16 protein-coding genes are annotated in these 18626 nt (G+C 35.7%); 10 read left to right on the top strand and 6 right to left on the bottom strand.

Features of this window, described 5'->3' with window-relative positions:
* Positions 1-3: 3 nt before the first annotated feature.
* The 3 genes from J7604_RS14045 to J7604_RS14035 form a co-directional block, all read right to left on the bottom strand.
* Positions 4-903, bottom strand: a complete 900-nt coding sequence (locus tag J7604_RS14045; RefSeq protein ID WP_293896966.1) for a permease-like cell division protein FtsX — start codon at positions 901-903, stop codon at positions 4-6.
* A gap of 177 nt (positions 904-1080) precedes the next feature.
* Positions 1081-1986: a hypothetical protein gene (locus J7604_RS14040; RefSeq protein ID WP_293896965.1), complete on the bottom strand. Its 906-nt coding sequence runs from the start codon at positions 1984-1986 to the stop codon at positions 1081-1083.
* Between the two features lies 1 nt (position 1987).
* Positions 1988-2530, bottom strand: coding sequence for a sigma-70 family RNA polymerase sigma factor (locus J7604_RS14035; RefSeq protein ID WP_293896964.1), 543 nt, complete (start codon positions 2528-2530; stop codon positions 1988-1990).
* A gap of 298 nt (positions 2531-2828) precedes the next feature.
* Between J7604_RS14035 and J7604_RS14030 the strand changes: the two genes are divergently transcribed.
* A complete protein-coding gene (locus J7604_RS14030) occupies positions 2829-3275 on the top strand; it encodes a hypothetical protein (RefSeq protein ID WP_293896963.1) in 447 nt (148 codons plus the stop codon).
* A gap of 67 nt (positions 3276-3342) precedes the next feature.
* Here the strand turns inward: J7604_RS14030 and J7604_RS14025 are convergent, their stop codons facing one another.
* The 3 genes from J7604_RS14025 to J7604_RS14015 all read right to left on the bottom strand — a co-directional run bounded on the left by J7604_RS14025 (position 3343) and on the right by J7604_RS14015 (position 5072).
* Positions 3343-3792 (bottom strand): MarR family transcriptional regulator, encoded by a 450-nt coding sequence (locus J7604_RS14025; protein ID WP_293896962.1) that lies wholly within the window; start codon positions 3790-3792, stop codon positions 3343-3345.
* A 217-nt stretch (positions 3793-4009) separates the two neighbouring features.
* Complete coding sequence (folE, locus tag J7604_RS14020) at positions 4010-4702, bottom strand: GTP cyclohydrolase I FolE (protein WP_293896961.1); 693 nt, start codon at positions 4700-4702, stop codon at positions 4010-4012.
* Positions 4662-5072, bottom strand: coding sequence for a 6-carboxytetrahydropterin synthase (locus J7604_RS14015; RefSeq protein ID WP_028979400.1), 411 nt, complete (start codon positions 5070-5072; stop codon positions 4662-4664). Before J7604_RS14015 ends, folE begins: the two co-directional genes overlap by 41 nt.
* A gap of 271 nt (positions 5073-5343) precedes the next feature.
* Between J7604_RS14015 and J7604_RS14010 the strand changes: the two genes are divergently transcribed.
* The 9 genes from J7604_RS14010 to J7604_RS13970 all read left to right on the top strand — a co-directional run bounded on the left by J7604_RS14010 (position 5344) and on the right by J7604_RS13970 (position 18519).
* Positions 5344-6003: a phosphoadenylyl-sulfate reductase gene (locus tag J7604_RS14010; RefSeq protein WP_293896960.1), complete on the top strand. Its 660-nt coding sequence runs from the start codon at positions 5344-5346 to the stop codon at positions 6001-6003.
* A complete protein-coding gene (locus J7604_RS14005; protein WP_293896959.1) occupies positions 6000-6950 on the top strand; it encodes an NAD(P)-dependent oxidoreductase in 951 nt (316 codons plus the stop codon). The genes J7604_RS14010 and J7604_RS14005 overlap by 4 nt, the downstream gene beginning before the upstream one ends.
* Positions 6951-7149: 199 nt before the next feature.
* Complete coding sequence (locus J7604_RS14000; RefSeq protein WP_293896958.1) at positions 7150-8775, top strand: alpha-amylase family glycosyl hydrolase; 1626 nt, start codon at positions 7150-7152, stop codon at positions 8773-8775.
* Positions 8765-10039 (top strand): glucose/galactose MFS transporter, encoded by a 1275-nt coding sequence (gene gluP / locus J7604_RS13995; RefSeq protein WP_293896957.1) that lies wholly within the window; start codon positions 8765-8767, stop codon positions 10037-10039. Before J7604_RS14000 ends, gluP begins: the two co-directional genes overlap by 11 nt.
* Positions 10040-10200: 161 nt before the next feature.
* Complete coding sequence (locus J7604_RS13990) at positions 10201-10743, top strand: SET domain-containing protein-lysine N-methyltransferase (RefSeq protein ID WP_293896956.1); 543 nt, start codon at positions 10201-10203, stop codon at positions 10741-10743.
* A gap of 407 nt (positions 10744-11150) precedes the next feature.
* Positions 11151-14120 carry a TonB-dependent receptor gene (locus tag J7604_RS13985; protein ID WP_293896955.1) on the top strand — a complete coding sequence of 990 codons (2970 nt, stop codon included), beginning with the start codon at positions 11151-11153 and terminating at the stop codon, positions 14118-14120.
* A gap of 62 nt (positions 14121-14182) precedes the next feature.
* Positions 14183-15616 carry a RagB/SusD family nutrient uptake outer membrane protein gene (locus J7604_RS13980; RefSeq protein ID WP_293896954.1) on the top strand — a complete coding sequence of 478 codons (1434 nt, stop codon included), beginning with the start codon at positions 14183-14185 and terminating at the stop codon, positions 15614-15616.
* A gap of 31 nt (positions 15617-15647) precedes the next feature.
* Positions 15648-17132: a sulfatase gene (locus tag J7604_RS13975; protein WP_293896953.1), complete on the top strand. Its 1485-nt coding sequence runs from the start codon at positions 15648-15650 to the stop codon at positions 17130-17132.
* 10 nt (positions 17133-17142) lie between these two features.
* Entirely contained in the window at positions 17143-18519 is a 1377-nt protein-coding gene (locus J7604_RS13970) for a sulfatase-like hydrolase/transferase (RefSeq protein ID WP_293896952.1), read from the top strand.
* Positions 18520-18626 lie beyond the last annotated feature (107 nt).

Below are 18626 nucleotides of genomic sequence, written 5' to 3'. Positions count from 1 at the left end.
TTATTAATATAATTCGTCTAAAGACATTTTAAGATATTTATTAACAGCTCTGAAAGAGGAGATAAGTCCAATAAATATACCTGCGGCAATTAGTGCTCCAAATACAATAGCTATGTTTTTGGTTTCTCCTAATTGAGATAATTCCGGGATTTCCCTATAAGCATATTGTTGTAACAGGAATAGAAGTCCTGCTGCAATAATACCGCTGAAGAAGCCCTGAAATGTAGCATGCAATAAGAATGGCCCTTGTATAAAGGAGCGCTTGGCTCCTACCAACTGCATACTTCTAATAAGGAATCGCTGACTGTAAAGCGCGAGTTTTATGGTGTTATTGATTAGAAGATAAGTAGCAAACAATAAAATCAATGAAAAAGAAAGCATAATCAATGCAATGATTTTTATGTTGCGGTTAATTGTATCTATTAAATTCACAGGATAATCAACTTCAAATACACCGGTCATTGACTTAATTTCCCCAGAGATTTTTTTCATTTTGGTTTCTTCAAAATACTTGGAAGAAATTTTAACCACCAGAGAAGGTCTTAATGGGTTTTCTGTTAAAACTGCAGAAAAATCTTCTCCTGTTTCCTTAATGAATCTTTTAGCAGCCTCTTTCTGAGAAATATATTCAATTTGCGCTTTTCCTTTTTTCTTCAATACAAAAGGCTTTGAGGAAATGGCATTTTGCAAAGAATCCATCATGTCCGGGGAAAGGTTTTTGTCAAGATATACATGAAGTTCCAGATTTTCTCGGATTACCGTACTTAATTTTTTTCCATGTAAAAAGACAAGAGCAAATAAGCCGATAACAAAAAGCGATAATGTAATACTGAACACTACAGTAAGGTAAGGATAGCTCCCTAACTTCTTTTTTCTTTTTTTGATTTTTAATGGCTTATTCATAACTAAGGTGAGCAAATTTACTAGAATAAATCTTATTACCGAAGTTAAGAATGAGGCTTTTTAACTTTATTTATAGAAATTTCCCAAAACACCTTCAGAAATAAGAGAGGCTAAAAATAAAAGGACTTTATTCCTTCTTGTTTGTCATGGGAATAAAGTCCTTTATGGTAGTAAAAATTATTTTTTTAAAGACTCCAGTTGCCTTGTGATGTCTTTATCATGAATTTCCTGAAGAGGAGCAATATCGATCTGATTTGATTTCAAGGAGAAATAGCTTCCATCATATTTCAGATATAATTCTCTGCCTCCTTTGCTGTTCAGCTCAAGGATTTCATATGGCTTTTCATCAAATTTTCCATAAAGGAAAAGTTTGTTGCTGAAGAATTGATAGTGGAAGTCCTTGTTTTTCTTCTGTGTTATTTTTACAGTAATGTTGTCAAGTTTTGCGGCATCGCTTCCTTGTATATCACCTTTTTGAGGTTGTACAGAATTTTCTGTATTAAAATCTTCACTTTCGAAATCAGAAATGCTTGGTTCTGAAGTGTTAGTAAGAATTTGAGGGTTAGTAGTTTTGGTAATTGCTGGCTCAGGACGTTTTTTCAACTGAGCAATTCTGGATTCCCTCTTTATTTCAAATTTATTTTCAGTTTCCAATGCTGGAGCAGTGGAAGATGTTTCTGAAGTAATGACCTCTGCTTCTGTTTGCGGAGTAAATACCTCATCCGGAGTATTCTCTATTTGATGTTCTGAAGATTGTTGAGTTAAAACAGGTTGATCTACAGATTTATTGAATAGAGTGAAATATAGAGTTGTGCTAAGTAACAATGTCCCTACAATGCCAGCTGCTATTTTAAGGCCGGTGTATGACGATGCAGTTGAGACATTGATATTGTCCAGACGCGCTTTTAATTCAGCTTTTCGCTGACCTTTCAGGTGGTTGATGATGTCCTCCTGAAGTTTAAGCTCATTACTAACTAAAGGATCTTTAGTCATGTATTCTTCGAACATGAGCTTTTCGGTCCCAGAGAGTTTCCCCGAAAGGAAATCGTCTATTTTGTCCTGACTGTAAAAGTTGTTGTCCATATTAGTCCAAAAAATCTTTAGCGGTATATAAAGATTTAATTTTATTATCTAATTCTTTTTTACACTTGTACTTTTTTGTCTTTGCTGTATCAGCATTGGCAAAACCAAGTTTTTCAGCAATGTCGTTCATTGACAGATCGTCGAAATAATAGTATGTCAGAATTTTCCGACATGTTTCTCCCAGATCTTCAATGCACTTATTTATGATATTTGCTCTTTCCTGTTTATCAAGGTCATAAGTTTCGCCTTTTTCAACCGGCTGTTCCCCTGTGAGCCTGCTTTTTCTTTCAAGCTCTTTTCTCCAGAGGTTCTGGCATATACTGTATATGTAAGTGCTAAGTTTGGAAGATAAAACAAATTCCGGTGAATATGCTTTTTGCCAGACTACAATCAAGGCATCCTGAAATATGTCCTTGGCTTCTTCTTCAGAACCATTATTCCTGATGATCATTTTGACCATCATTTTATAGTTCTTTTTATAAAGATAGTCTAGTGCAGATTCATCACGTTTCTTTATCTTCTCTAAGATCTCACTATCTTTCATAGTTTATATACTTTATATAAGCATATTGTAACCTGCTTTAATTATAAATATAGGAAAAATTAAGGGTAAATCCTTGAATTATTTAATAATTAGAATATTAGGCTAAAATAATTTTTGTCTTGCTTTTGTACAAATCTGCAATTTTTTAATTTACTAATCCATGATTAATTTTTGTTTAGACAAAAAAGTAACTGGGATCAGGTCAATTATTATAACTCAATTATTAAAAAAAAAATATAAACATATTACTATTTTTTGAGGTTAAATAATTGATCCAAATTTCTAACCCCCTAATTCTATGCAAAATCTAAAATATAAAATTCCGGCGCTTTATAATTTTTTAAAGCAGGATATAAAAGCAAAAGCTTTAAAACTTGCTTATGGTTTAATAGAGGAAGGATTTGAGAAAGATTTATGTTTTGAGGTGGCTTTAGTAAAAGCAAATCTGACAATGGCAGACATTAATAAAATTCAGAAATATTCCATACACCTGATCCCGCATAATTCTGGCTGGGGTGTATGTGATGTTGATGCTAAGCTATTGTTTGTGGAAGAAAGTAAATCATTGGCTTTGGCCAGAGCAAGAAAGCTTGCAAAAAGTGCTAAGATTAAGATGTTTATTCATAATGTGGATAAAACACTGGACTGCGAAAGTTTTGAAGTTAATTTTCCTGTTTATACAAAACCTCCTGTAAGAAATGAATATGCTGAAAGATGGAAGGTGAGGGTAAGGTCTGACAAATAAACTTGAAATCTGGAATTATAATTATAAAAAAGCAGCTTCGCCCTCATTTTAAGGCGAAGCTGTTTTTTTAATCTCTAAGTTTATCTAAAAGTTGGTTAAGAATTTTGGCATCTTCAATTGTGATAGAATTGAAGACCTTTTCATATTCATGAAAATTTTTATCGATTTCCGCAAGTAGATCCAACCCCTTTTGTGAAATTAATATATTCACAGATCTTCTGTCTTCTGCAGATGGGCTTCGTTCAAGCAACTCTTTTATTCTTAATCTTTCTACCAAGCGTGAAGCATCAGACATCTTGTCGAGCATTCTTTCCTTTAATAAATTTATTGTAGATGGATTGGGGTATTGCCCTCGCAGAATACGAAGAATATTGAATTGCTGTGGAGTCAGATCATAATCCTTCATAAAGTTTCTTGTCCGTGCATCAAGCCAATTGAAGGTAAAAATGATATTGACGGCGGTTTTTTGGAATTCATTCCTGAATTCTTTTTGTTTTATTTCATCTTCTAACCTCATATTCCAAAATAAGAAAATTGGAAGAACTTCTGCAAATGCTTGATTATCTAATTTTTAGATATTTTTGTCGAATTGAGGATAAATGTAAATGGATATAAAAATTACATCTATAATAAACGGGGTAAAAGGTAGCGCAGGAGGGGAAATAAGAAGAACTTAGCTTTATTTTAATAAAGGAGAAAGAAAGTTTCTTGTTTCTCCTTTATTAATTTCTTGATTAAGCTTGTTTTGTATGATTAAGGAATTCAGCTTTAACCGCATCCAACTTAAATTTGCCGGAATAATGGGCTGTTACAGTTCTACTGCTAGTATCACTGACTCCTCTGGAGGCAACACACAGGTGGCTTGCATCCATGATTACTGCGATATCTTCAGTTTCCAGTGTTTCTTTCAAATCATTGGCAATTTGAACTGTAAGTCTTTCCTGTACTTGTGGCCTTTTGGAATAATACTGAACAATTCTGTTTATTTTGGAAAGCCCTATAACCTTGCCTGAACTGATATAGGCAACATGAGCTTTTCCGATAATAGGTACAAAGTGATGCTCACAATAAGAATAAAAGGTAATATCCTTTTCTACGAGCATTTCATTGTACTTAAATTTATTGTCAAAGAGCTTTATTTTGGGTCTGTTTTCTGGATTTAGCCCACTAAATACTTCTTTAATGAACATTTTAGCCACTCTTTTTGGGGTACCTTTTAGACTATCATCATTAAGGTCCATACCCATAATAGTCATTATTTCTCTGAAATGATTTTCAATGAGCTGCATTTTAACTTCATCGCTCATTTCAAAGGCGTCTGATCTTAAAGGTGTTTCATAAGACCCAGGTACATGGTCATCTCCAATCTCCTCAATAGTCAGGTCTTTAATCAGCTGGGTATTCAACAAAGTTCCTTTCTGTTTCATATAAAATTACCTTAAGATCGTACTTTTTATCTATTTTATCCCTGAGTTTTGTCCAGATTACCATCGCAATATTTTCGGCAGTTGGATTGAGGTTTTTAAATTCCTCAGTATCAAGATTCAGGTTTTTATGGTCAAATTTTTTAATTATGTGCTCTTGCGCCAGATCACTTAAAAATTTCATGTCTATAACATATCCTGTTATAGGATTAGTTTCGCCAGTGACCTTAAGAATTACCTCATAATTATGCCCATGAAAATTCGGATTATTACATTTTCCAAATAAAGCGTCGTTGTCTTCATTAGACCATTCGGGAACAAATAGCCGGTGAGCGGCATTAAAATGTTCTTTTCTGTAGACGGCAGTTTTCATGTTTAACAGTTATATGAATTTACGCAAAATATAAATACAATTTAAATCTCAGGATCCCGGAATCAGGAAAAACGTTATTTTGTTCCTATCTTTAACAAAATGTTAGATTAGAATCAAATAATTGTAATTATTTTGGATTCATAAAGATACTCTAATTAATCTTTATTAGCTTCATGCGAAGAATTTTTTTTGGTTTTTATAAAAAAAACTTCAATAAAATTCTTTTAGTTTCCATTAATTCCTAAATTCACAGAATAAAATTTGGTTGGCCGTGGATATAGAATCAATTAAAATTAAAATAAACGAATACCTTCAGAAGGATCTGAAGTTGTTCACGACTTCTTCTTTTCAGACTCATAGTATTGTACTTTTGCATATCCTCAGCAAAATTGACAATACTATACCTGTATATTTTATAAATACAGGATATCATTTTCCTGAGACTATAGAATACAGAGACCAGCTGGCGGAATTAATGAATTTGAATATTCAGGAAGTAAGTGCATTTACTCCGCGCCATATGCAGAAAGATGCTAATGGCCGATTACTTTTTGCCTCAGATCCTGATTTTTGCTGCTTCTTGAATAAAACGCAGCCGCTGGAGCCAGTTTTAGCAGAGAAAGATGTCTGGATTAACGGAGTACGCGGTGATCAGAGTGCTGTGAGAAAGGCTTTTAAAGTAGAAGAGAGCGCCCCGCACAATACAGTACGTTTCCATCCAATGCTGGATTGGACAACAAAGATGATTGAATTGTATATTAAAGAACATAAATTACCAAGGCATCCTCTTGAGGCAAAAGGCTATCTTAGCATTGGCTGTGAGCCTTGTACAAGAAAGTTTGATCTGGAATCTTACTCGAGAGAGGGAAGATGGTTCGGCCTAAAGAAAACAGAATGTGGTTTAAATACTGATTTAATAAATAAGCAATGAACGTATTAGTAACAGGTGGGGCCGGCTACATTGGGTCGGAGCTGGTTTATCAGCTTAGCCAGGATAAGAATGTAGAGAAAGTCATCGTATATGACAATCTGGGAAGAGAAAATTATAATCTTTTTATCAGCAATAGAAATAGAATTGCAGGAGATAAAGTAAAGTTTGAGTTTGGCGATATTCTTGATACCAGAAAAATTAAAAAGGTTCTAAAAGACATTGATGTTGTTTATCATTTGGCAGCACGAGTTTCCACTCCTTTTTCTAATATTGATTCTCACTTTTTTGAACAGGTTAATAACTGGGGAACGGCAGAGCTTGTATATGCTGTAGAGGAAACAAAAAGAGTTTCTAAATTTATTTATCTGAGCAGTACTTCAGTTTATGGTTCATCTAAAGATCTGGCAAAGGAAAGTACTGAGCCCAATCCTAAAACTTTCTATAGTATTTCTAAATTGAGAGCGGAGCAACATGTACAACGTCTCAGTAAAAAAATAGAAACAGTTATCCTAAGAGGTGGAAATGTTTACGGATATACTCCTGCTATTCGCTTTGATTCTGTTATCAACAGATTTATGTTCGATGCCAATTTTAACAATAGGATTTCGATTCACGGATCTGGCAAGCAATCAAGATCATTTATTCACGTGAAAAAGGTTGTTGATGCATTGATTCAGTTAAGAACATTAAAAGTACCATCTGATATTTATAACCTGACTGATAAGAATGTTGAAATATTAGATCTCGTTGATATTTTGAAAGAAATATACCCTGATCTTGAGTTTCTTTTTATCAACCAACATCTCGCACTCAGAGAATTAAAGGTAAATCCGGATTCTAAGCTGGATGCTTATTATAAAATACAGGAAAGTGATCTGAAACAGGAATTACTCGAATTTAAAGACAAGTTTGCATTCAATTCACTTTCGTCAGTTACAGCGGGTTAATTAACCCGCTTTTTTTTTGACTTTGCATTAAAACATTGTCTTGTGATTCAATAAAGTTTTGTTCAATCTTGAAGATAACCATAACTTTTTCTGGTAAATTTTAATTAGGAAAAAGTGATACCTCATGTTTTAAAATATAAACATAGATATTACTTTCGCTCAAAATACTTGGAACTGAGAGAGATGTTCCTGAAGTAAAATGGAAAAGATAATTTCTATAACACAGCTAGACTCTGAAGTCTCACCTGGAAAGCCTTCGGCAATTTCCAGGAGCTGGGATAATGAGATTATTTATTTCATCTTGCTGGATCGCTTTCATGACGGATTCCAGAGAACTTCAATTAATTCGAGAATAGGTTTTGGTGATGAAGAAAAACTTAAATCCTTTTGTGGCGGCAATCTCAAAGGTGTCTTACTCAAACTTGATTATATAAAGGCTTTGGGGTGTACTGCTATCTGGTTAAGCCCATTTCTAGAAAATGATAACAAATATCATGGTTATGCTATCCGGAATTTTTTAAAGGTTGATCCTCGGTTTGGTACGCTGGAAGATTTGAAGTTGCTGGTAAATGAATGCCATAAAAAAGACCTTAGAGTAATGATGGATGTGGTGGTGAATCACTCCGGAGATACATGGTCATACAAAGAAACCTCCACTCCATATGATAACGGCAAGGTCTATACATTTGGAAACTGGAAGTCTCGGGAATGGCCTGTACCGATAGAACTAAGAAATCCCAATTTATATAATAAAAGAGGTAGTATCATCAATTTTGATGAATATCCTGAAACACTCGAAGGCGATCTATACGAATTGAAAAGCTTCAGAAATGATGATACACCTGAAGCAAGAAAGGTTTCGGATTTATTGGCAGCAATTTATGTCTACTGGATAAAGGAAACAGGAGTGGATGGCTTCCGCATAGATGCCGCTAAGCATTTTGGAGTACCAGCCTTGAACTCGTTCATTCAAAGCATAAAAAAATATACAGAACAGTCAGGGCAACACGAATTTTTTATTTTCGCTGAAGTTGCAGCTGGAGATGATTTGGCGGAAGAATTTTTGAATGAAATTCCGACACTAGACGCTGTTATTGATTTTCCTCTTCATTTCATTTTGCCTGAAATGATAAGAGGAAATGTATATCCTGATCAGTTGCAAAAGTTGATGACTTATAGAAAGAAATTTTCCGATGGAAAGCCAAAAGTTACTTTCCTCGACAATCATGATCAGTTGGGGCAGGAAGTGAAAAAGCGTTTTGCTACAGGACTTTCAGAAGCACAGTTTGAGCTTGGAATAGGATTTTTATTCTGCCTACCAGGCATTCCATGCTTGTATTATGGAACAGAACAAGGCTTGTCGGGACGTGGGAAAACAGATGATGCGGTCAGAGAAGCCATGTTTTCTCTTGATAATCAATTCGAAGATATTTTTGGACAGGACAATTTTTACTTTAAAAAAATTCAGGAGCTTAGTAGCATACGAAAGCAATATACAGCGTTAAGCAGAGGAAGATTTGAAATGTTGGAGGTTATTGAATTAACAAACGAAGTAAAATACGGTAATAAAAAAAGTATATTAGCATTTTCAAGAACCTATGAGTCTGAATTGATGCTGATTATTTGTAATTTTTCTTCAAACAAAAAGATTAAGGGACTCGTAAGACAAGGGAAGGAAAGGTATGCAGGAGGATTCGAAAATATCAAAAGCAATTCTTCAAACCACAGATTTTTCGAAGTAAAGACAGAAGAAAAAGACTCGGGCATAACCGTTGAGTTGGAGCCATTAGAAATTTTGATCTTAAAAAAAATTAATGGAAAATAATAGTAATAGTTTTAAAGGTAAGAACCTGCAAATATTAATTTCATTTGGTGTTCTTTTTCTGATGTGGGGTTTTATCACCAATCTTAACTTTGTTTATAAAGATTATTTGGCCTACATCTTTAATTTAAATTATTCACTTTCTACACTTATTAACCTTACCTTCTTTACAACTTATCTGGTTGTATCATTGCAAGCAGGAAATCTAATCTCAAAAATCGGGTATAAAAAAGGAATCATGGTAGGATGGGTGCTTTCCTGCCTTGGATGTTTTACCTTTTTTCTTGCAGTTTATTTCAGAAACTTTGAATGTTTTCTTGCTGCCCTATTTATGCAAGCTGCCGGTATCACGATTTTACAAGTTGGAGCAAATCTCTATATTGTACTCTGGAAGAACATACTATTAAAGGCAAATATAAAAACAGCCGCAAGTCGACTTGTATTGATGCAGGCCTTTAATTCTCTTGGAGCATTTCTGGCTCCTTTTCTTGCTTCCCCTATTTTATGGATGATGATTGATCTTCCGTCTGAATCCAAGAATATGATTTCAAGCGCTGATAGGTTTTTAATAGAAGCTCCATATGTACACTATCCATATTTATTTGTTGCCATCGCAATGACTATGTATGCGATATATCTGTTTTTTGTAAAAATACCACAGATTGATACATCTGGTATTGAGCCTGCGAATAAAATGCCGCAGATTAGAAGACGCCACGTGATGCACTTTCCTCAGCTTAGATTGGGAGCTTTTGCAATATTTGCATACGTTGGTGCAGAAGTGTCATTGGGGAACTATTTAACAGATTTTTCAAAAGATACAGTAATCTATTACTGGGGTGCTGCAATGGTTGGCCGTTTTGTCGGTAGCTTTTTGTTGCATCAAAGTAGTCTCAGAAAGTCTGTTGGTATTTGTGCCGGAATGTCTATTCTGTTGGTTGTGTTATCTGTAATAACAGGTGGAACAATCTCTTTCTGGATGATAGTTGCAGTGGGGTTGTTTAATTCAATACTGTTTCCTGCTATATTTACCCTCGGAGTAAATGGGCTTGGAAAATTCTCAGAAGATGGATCATCTGTTCTTATTATGTCTATTGTGGGAGGTGCAATCATTCCGTTCAATGTAATTAACTTCTCATATGTAAGTTATAAGATTGCGTTCCTGATAGTGATTGTATGCTACTTCTACATCGCGCTGTATGGGCTAAAACTGTCTAGGTTCGACAGGATAGAAGAAAAAGAAGAGCTTCAACCACAAAAAATTTAAACATTTTTATAGCTTATTTTATTTTAAAATATATATCTTAATTATTATGATTTATAACTTTTTTTTATCGACGTTGCATGGGTCAAAAGTTGAATACTCAAAGTCTTAATTTTTTAAAATTAGGTCTGATTTATAATTCATTTCCAGGAAAAATAAATTTTATGTACAACAGAAAACTTGTGAAGAAGCAGCTGGATGCTGACTTTTTCGGAGTGTTTGCAGGTGAAGATATTGAGCCTGGAGAAATAGTCTTTAGCAACTGGAATGACAGTTGTGTGAGGCTTTCAAGAAAAGAGGTAGATGCTCTTCCGGAACCTTATAAAACTATCTTTGAAAAATATTCTACAGAGATTGAAGAGTTCGTTTATGTTGGTCCCTTTGAAAATGAAGATGTAACACCCCAAATGGATTACTTCATCAATCATAGCTGTGATCCTAACGCATGGATGATCAATGATGATGATGTAGCTGCAAGAAGGTTTATCAAAAAAGGAGAGCAGGTTACCATTGACTATGCTACGTTTATAGTGAATGAATTTGAAAGCTCTAGAATTAAAAAGTGCCTGTGCGGAAGTAGTCTTTGCAGAGGTAAGCTTGGCAAGCAGGATTGGTGGCTCATGAAAGATATATATCGCGGTCACTATATCAGCTGGATTGAAGAAAAAATAAGAAATAAAGAAAATAATATGAGCAAAGTTTCTTAGTCTTTGTACTTTGTCATATTAAACTGTCCCATCTTGTTTGTTTTATAACACTTGCAGGATGGGATTTATTTTTTTGTGTAGAAAATTTTTATTCTTGCAATGCTCAACCTTTTATAGGCATGATATCCATTTTCTCAAATATCAGTACAAAATTTGATCTGTTTGATTGTAAGTGTTTTCTTCTTGTTAGATCCTTTTCAATTGCACTTTCCTGATTTTTTTCGTGGTATGAAACCCTGAAACAGTTGTCTGGCCTTTGCTTTAAGGTGGGAAAGTCTATTAACTTTGTATAGTATTACTTTGTTGTAATCTATTGAACTTTAATGACTTGTTAATTTAAATTGTTGATGATGGTTGATTTTACGAACGAGAAGCTATGGAAAACATTAATTATTACTTTATTAATTTTGAGTATTCACACTGCTGCTAGTGCCCAGGAGGTTCTAAAGGGCAGGATTGCAGATGACAAAACTGGTGAACCACTCGTAGGCGCCGTTTTAAAAATCAAAGACACTGAAGAGGGCTCAGTGACTGATATTGATGGAAATTATGAGTTTATTACAAGTCATCCTTTTCCATTTACTCTAGTTGTAAAATTTGCAGGGTACGAACAAAAAGAAGTAGAAATCTACGAAGCTTTAGATGAAGATTTGAGCATCAAACTTAAAAATTCTTCTCTACTGAATGAAGTGGTTGTCGTTGGTTACGGTACTCAGAAAAGATCAGATGTGACGGGATCGGTTGCGACAGTTTCGGAAGAAATATTAAAAACTCCTGTTACATCAGTTGATAAACTTCTTCAAGGTTCTGTAGCTGGGGTTCAAGTGACTCAGTCTTCTGGCCAACCTGGAGGATCAGTAAGTATCCGGATTAGGGGGGGCAATTCAATAAATGGAGGAAATGAGCCTCTTTATGTAATTGACGGATTTCCTGTTTATAATGATAATAATGATGCAAATGCTGGAGTAACTGCAGGGCCTAGCATTAATGCTCTGGCAAGTCTTAACCCAAGTGATATCGAATCGATAGACGTTTTGAAGGATGCATCCGCAACCGCTATCTATGGGTCGAGAGGAGCAAACGGGGTTGTAATCATTACAACTAAAAAAGGAAAAGCAGGACAAAATAATATTTCATACGATAGTTATTACGGAGTTTCTCAAGTGATTAAGACTCTCGATGTGCTTACTGATGCAAAGCAATGGGCTCAATTGAGGAATGACGCCCGCATTAACTCTGGTAAAACTCCGTACTATACACAAGGGCAGATAGACAGCATGTCTGGCGGAACTGACTGGCAAAAAGAAGCATTCAGACAAGCTGGCTTTCAAAATCATCAGGTTACCTTCCGGGGGGGGGATGAAAAAACAAGATTTTCAATTTCAGGAAATTACTATAAACAAAATGGTGTGTTGGAGAATACTGATTTTAAAAGGTATTCAGGAAGGTTTAATCTGGAACATAATTTTTCTCAGAGGTTTAGAGTTGCAGCCAACCTTACCGGAAGTCAAACCAGTGCTCAGACTGTTAATGACCAAATTGTCAGATTTCTTCTGTTGATGCCTCCAACAGTTCCTGTAAAAGATGCCAATGGAAACTATACCTATCAAAGTGAATTTGAGACTCCGCTAGGCAATCCTATTGCTACTTTAAAAAATATAACTAACCGAACTAATACATTCCGCTTGCTCGGTAATATATATGGGGATTATACGATTACAAAAGGCTTAACAGCGAGAGTTTCGATAGGGACTGACCTTATCAATAATAAACAAAACGTATACATACCTTCTACAATCTATCAGGGTGCTAATTCTAATAGTACCGGAACTGCAGCTATAGGAGCTAAGTTTACCAATACATGGCTGAATGAAAATACATTAAACTATTCAACTAATATTGGGAAAAATCATAAACTCAATGCCGTTGCCGGTTTTACTCAGCAGTATTATAAGACCGAGTCAGTTACTGGGGGCTCGCAGCAGTTTGTTTCAGATGCTTTAACTTATAATGACCTTTCAACAGGGGCAGTTTATACTAAGCCAACTTCCAATACTTCTGATTGGGGCTTGCAGTCTTTCCTTGGTAGAGTAAACTATTCATACGCCCAAAAATACTACCTCACTATTACAGGTAGAGCAGACGGATCTTCTCGTTTTGGAAAGAATAACAAGTGGGGCTTTTTCCCATCTGCGGCTCTTGCATGGAATATCAATAGAGAAAGCTTCCTTGCTTCCAACGACTATATCAGTAATTTAAAACTGAGATTAAGTGGAGGTCTTACTGGAAATCAGGAAATAGGTTTATATCAATCTTTATCTACATTATCTACCAATACATATTTTTTTAACAATCAGACAGTCATTGGTTTTTCCCCAAACAGGATAAGCAATCCGGACTTAAGCTGGGAAAGAACAAAGCAATTTGATGCAGGTGTAGATATAGCTATTCTAAATAACAGGGTTGATTTGACTATTGATGCATACTATAAGAAAACAAGTGATTTGCTCCTAAACGTACCAATTCCATATACAACAGGTCAATCAACAGCTCTTCAAAATTATGGCGTTGTATCTAACAAAGGGATAGAGCTTGCTTTGACTACTCAAAATGTAAAAACAGAAAAGTTTAACTGGACAACAAGTTTTGTTTATTCATTGAACAGAAACAAAGTGGAAAGCTTGGGAGACGGTGTAGATTATGTTATCTCAGGACAAAGCATTGCTAAAGTAGGACAACCTCTTGGTTCTTTTTATGGATATAAATCTATCGGTATTTATCAGACAGGTGAGGCAACCCCCGGAAATATAAAATATGCTGATATTAATGGTGATGGCCAAATTACTCAGGATAGAGACCGTGTAGTAATTGGAAATGCTCAGCCGAAATTCCTTGCGGGGCTTACCAATAATTTTTATTACAAAAATTTTGATGTAAGTATATTCTTCTATGCTTCTTATGGAAATAAGGTTTTCAATCAGAACAGACAACAGCTGGAGCAGCTAACAGGACAGCAAAATGCGTCTACTGCAGCTCTGGATAGATGGACAACTTCTAATCCAAGTACTACAATGCCTAGAGCTTTTTTTGAAGATGCGACAACAGTTGTATCAGACAGATTTGTAGAAGACGCATCATTTCTAAGATTGAAAAACATCGTTATTGGTTATACATTACCTGCTAAGCTGACAAATAAAGCTCATATCGGCAAAGCTAGATTCTATATCGCTGCTCAAAATATTCTTACACTGACGAAATATACAGGATATGATCCTGAAGTAAGTAAAAATGAGCAGACTACACTTACTCAAGGTGTTGACTATGGTGTATATCCAAACAGCAAATCATATCAAGTAGGATTAAATGTAACATTCTAATTTAAGCTCAAAGCTTAAGTTAGAGTACCAAACAAACTACAGAAAAATTAAAGTTTAAATTTATGAAGGTTTTAAATTACACATATATATTATTATTGCTTGCGGCTTTTGTATCATGCAAGAAGCTTGAGGAAAAACCAGCATCTTTATTTACCACGGACCAGTTTTACAAGACCAAAGAAGATGCGATTGCAGCCGTAAACAGCATTTACAATGGAGCACTAAATAATGGTGGTCTAACCATGTATAACCGCTTAATTCACCTTGGTGTGGAGATCATGTCTGATGATGCCATTGCGGGTCAAAGGGTAACAAACGCTGATGTACGCTCCATAGCTGTGTTAAATCATTCTACAACAAATGACAGAATTGATGAGCTTTGGAAAGAACATTATACAGCTATAAACAGAGCAAATATTGCCATTGATCGCATTCCTCTGATTGATATGGATCCGACGTTGAGAGACAGACTGGTCAATGAGGCTAAATTTCTTCGCGGTTTGCTTTATTTTAATCTTGTAAGACTTTGGGGTGAAGTACCATTGGTGCTTCATGAGGTTACCTCTTTGGATAACTCTTCAATTCACGTGGCAAAATCTCCGGTAGAGGCGGTTTATACTCAGGTTATAAATGACCTTACTGATGCTGAAAAACTACCTCCTGTAATGGGAGGAGCTGATGCAGGAAGAGCGACAGGAGGAGCTGCAAAATCAATACTTGCGAAGGTTTATCTAACAAGAAAAGAATGGGAAAAAGCAGCAGCGAAAAGTCTTGAAGTGATCAATGGCCCATATGGTTATGATTTATTTGAGGATTATGCGGACGTATTCAGGGCTGAAACAAAGAATGGGAAAGAGCACATATTCTCAGCGCAATTTAAATCATTTGTAAACGGACAAGGAAATCGTCTTGCTTCCTCAGCAACACCTGTGGGAATTCCCGGGATTGCAGCTGCAGGAACTGATGAACCATTGCTTCCTTCGACTTATGCACTTTATACTGCAAATGACAAACGTCGAGATGTTACTTTTTTTACACAGATTGTAAGTCCTACAAACGGAAAGTTATATAAATTCGATCCTAAATTCTTCAAATACTTCGATCCGTCTACAATTACTAATCCTACGGAGTCCCCAAGGAATGTTCCTGTAATTCGCTTTGCTGAAGTGCTTTTGATTTATGCAGAAGCAGTGAATGAAGCAACAGGACCTGGAGGAGCTTATGAAGCAATTAACAGGGTTAGAAAGAGAGCTGGCCTGGATCCTCTTTCAGGTTTGGATCAAAGCAGCTTCAGAGAAGCTGTATATCTTGAGCGTAGATTGGAGCTTATGTTCGAGTTCCAACGTTGGTTTGACTTGATAAGAACTAAGAGAATGATATCTGCTCTTCATGCTGTTGGTAAAACAAATGCATCAGAGAAACATTATCTGCATCCTATACCACAAAGAGAGATCGACTTAAACCCTAAGCTTGAACAAAACGATCTCTGGAAATAAGTTTTCATCGAACCTGTTTTAATTAATCCGAATGGCATTCACTAAAAAAGTTGAATGCCATTTTATAATCTATTACGACCTTATGAAAATAAAATACTTTATCATACTTGTATTGATATTCTTTTTAGGAATCAACGCTGAATTGGCTTTGGCACAAAAGAATAGTCCCAATATTTTATTCATATATATGGATGATCTCGGCTGGACAGACGTCGCCTCAGGAAGCAAGTTTTATGAAACTCCGAATATAGATAAGCTTGCTTCTGAAGGAATAAGATTTACTCAAGCTTATTCCTGTGGTCCTAATTGTGCTCCCAGCAGAGGCTCACTTATGACAGGCTTATATACTCCACGTCATGGAATATATACAGTCGGTACTGCAGAAAGAGGAGACTCTTCCTTGAGAAAATTAATTCCAGTAAAAAATAATACAGTATTGGCTTCGTCTTTTGTAACTATTGCTGAAGAACTTAAAAATGCTGGATACAGCACCGGCTTGATAGGTAAATGGCAATTAGGTGAAAAGAAGCATCAAACAGATCCGAAATCCCAGGGATTTGATTTTGTAATCGGGGGAGCAGGAGGGACGTCATCTTATTTTTATCCATATGCCATGAAGAAGGACAAGCAACCATTTGAAGGCATTGACAGCGGAAAGGAAGGGGAATATCTTACAGACCGTCTTACAGATGAAGCAATCAAATTTATTAATAGCAATAAAGAAAAACCTTTCTTCCTTTATTTGTCTTATTTCGCGGTACATACACCAATACAAGCCAAGGATTCTCTTATAGCAAAATATAAGGCAAAGCAAGGGGCTGAATATCACAACAATCCTACTTATGCTGCTATGTTGGAAAGCGCAGATCAAGGTGTTGGAAGATTACTTGAAAATCTTAAGAAGTTAAACCTTGAAAAAAATACGCTTGTAATTTTTTATTCCGATAATGGAGGATATGGTGGAGCTACTTATCAGTATCCATTAAAAGGATCAAAGGGGATGTTATATGAAGGTGGTATAAGAGTGCCTTTATTTGTTCGCTGGCCAGGAAAGATAAAATCAGGAAGTCAATCTGAAATACCTGTTATTGGTATTGATTTTTATTCCACATTGCTTGATGTCGCTAATATCAATAAGCCACTTACGACTTCAAAGCTTGATGGACAAAGTTTTGCACCGATTTTATTTAATAAACCATATAAGACCAGAGATGCTATATACTGGCATTTCCCTGCTTATCTGGAAGGATTTTCAGCCGATAAAAGAAATAAAGATCCCTTCAGATCAAGGCCGGTAAGCGCAGTCAGATCGGGAGATTATAAGCTTCTTGAATTTTATGAAGATAAAAGAATTGAACTTTATAATATTAAAGAGGACATAGGAGAAACTAATAATCTCGCACAGAAGAATCCTCAAAAAGCACAAGAGTTGTATGAAAAGCTAGATAACTGGAGAAAGCAAGTGAAGGCTCCGATACCTGCATCTGCTAATCCATGGTATGTAAATCACGAATAAATTTGAAATTATGAAAGTCAGATATGTAAGCCTTTTGTTGATTGCTTTATTATTTTCATTCAACAACTCTTTTGCTCAGGCAAAGAAGAATAATACTCCTAATATCATACTTATCCTTGCGGATGATATGGGAAAGGAATGTCTTGGTACTTATGGTGGTACTTATAAGACTCCCAATTTAGATAAGCTAGCTTCTGAAGGTTTGAAATTTAATTATGGATTTTCTCAGCCTCTCTGCACGCCATCAAGGGTGCAGATTATGACAGGAAAATACAACTATAAGAATTATGTTGAGTTTGGATATCTTGATCCCAAACAAAAGACATTTGCACATCTTGTGAAAGATGCCGGTTATAAAACCTGTATCGCAGGCAAATGGCAATTAGGAGCAAATAATAAGTTACCTGCTCATTTTGGCTTTGATCAGTATTGCTTGTGGCAGCTTGTATATCCCAGAGATCAGGGAGAACGTTATGCAAAGCCTCTGATAGAGCAGGATGGAAAGACATTAAGTTCTACTGATAATGATTATGGCCCTGATATATTTACGAACTATATTCTTGATTTCATTGAGAAGAATAAGGATAATAAATTTCTAGCATATTATCCAATGGCTTTGGTCCATGACCCTTTTTTGCCTACACCTGATAGCAAGAGCTGGAAAACTGGGCCCGAAGCAAGACACAAAAGAGATACAGCAAATTTCAGAGACATGGTTGCATATACTGACAAGAATGTAGGGCAGATCATTAAGAAACTTAAAGACCTTGGTATTTATGAAAATACTGTGATCATTTTTACAGGCGACAATGGTACAGGAAAATCTGTAGTGACACAGCTGAAAGATGGTTCATACATTAAAGGTGGAAAAGGACTTACTATAGATAGAGGGCATCATGTTCCACTAATTGTTAATTATGGCTCTAACAGATACAAAGTCCATCAGACTGATGATCTAGTGGACTTTACAGACATTCTTGCAACAATAGCAGATGCTGCTCAGGTTAAGGTACCGGTTGATTGGAATACTGATGGAAACAGCATTTTCCCTCAAATCAAAGGAGAGAAGGGGAGTCCTCGTCAATGGATATTTTCCCATTATACTCCAATACATTCAAAGGAATCTGACAAGCACTCTGCAAGGTTTTTCCGCAATCATAGGTATAAACTCTATCATGATGGCAGGTTTTATGACCTTGTAAAAGATATTGAAGAGACCCAATCGATTGGAGAAGGACAGGGAAGTCCTGAGGCTGAATCGGCGAGGAAATTGTTTAAGGAAGAGTTTGCAAAACTTCCGGCATGGAAATTTGGTGATCCAGGACAACCAAAATATGTATTGCCTGGTCTTGAATCTCAAAGAACTTCTGAAACTAAAGGTGAATAAAAACTCATTTTCCTCTCTGAGAAGAAATTAAGGCGACTCCTTTTAGAATGAAAAACCTATCGTCATCCCTTAGAGATGATAGGTTTTTCATTTTTAGTGGTAAGGTT

It is taken from the genome of Sporocytophaga sp. (assembly GCF_017745095.1).
In the GTDB taxonomy this organism is placed as follows: Bacteria; Bacteroidota; Bacteroidia; order Cytophagales; family Cytophagaceae; genus Sporocytophaga.
Note: the sequence above shows the minus strand (reverse complement) of the source record. Positions and strands in the feature narration are given on the sequence as shown.